Consider the following 681-nt stretch of genomic DNA (forward strand, 5'->3'; position numbering starts at 1 on the left):
GCGTGTTCTCCGGGGGGCATCTCGTCCACACCGCCCGGATCGCGGCGGCCGCTCCGCAGGCCGGCTGGGAGATGCGGGCGCGCACCAATGCCGACCCGCGGTTCTCCAAGAGCATCGAGCGCTTCACCCAGTTCCTGACGCTGGTCGGCCTCACCGCGCTGATCGTCGGCGGGGTCGGCGTCGCCAACGCCGTCAACGCCTTCGTCGAGCGCAAGCGCCCCTCGATCGCGACCCTGAAGAGCGTCGGTGCGCCGGGCTCGAAGGTCGTCGCCTTGTACCTGACGCAGGTGATGCTGATCGCCGGGCTCGGCACGGCGATCGGGCTCACTGTGGGCGCCGCGCTGCCCTTCGCCCTCGACGCGCTGTTCCGGGACAGCCTGCCCCTGCCGCTGAACCCGACGCTGGCGCCCCTCGAGCTGCTCCAGGCGGCGGCCTACGGGCTCCTCACGGCCCTGGCCTTCGCGATCACGCCCCTGGGGCGCGCCCACGACGTCCCGGTCTCGGGGCTGTTTCGCGACGCCGTCGACCCGGCAGCCAGCGGCATCCGCCCGCGCTACCGGGCGACCCTGGCGCTGGCGCTCGCCGCCCTGGTGGGGCTCGCCGTCGGCACCGCCTTCGACCGGCGCGTGGCGCTGATCTTCATCGCCGCCGCCGGCCTCGCCTTCGGCCTGCTGCGGCTGG

Annotated in this window: 1 protein-coding gene; it reads left to right on the forward strand. The window is 74.3% G+C overall.

Features of this window, described 5'->3' with window-relative positions:
- A partial coding sequence (locus FV223_RS29265) for an FtsX-like permease family protein (protein ID WP_147730070.1) occupies positions 1-681 on the forward strand: 681 nt, incomplete at both ends.

The organism is Methylobacterium sp. WL116 (assembly GCF_008039455.1).
Taxonomy (GTDB): domain Bacteria; phylum Pseudomonadota; class Alphaproteobacteria; order Rhizobiales; family Beijerinckiaceae; genus Methylobacterium.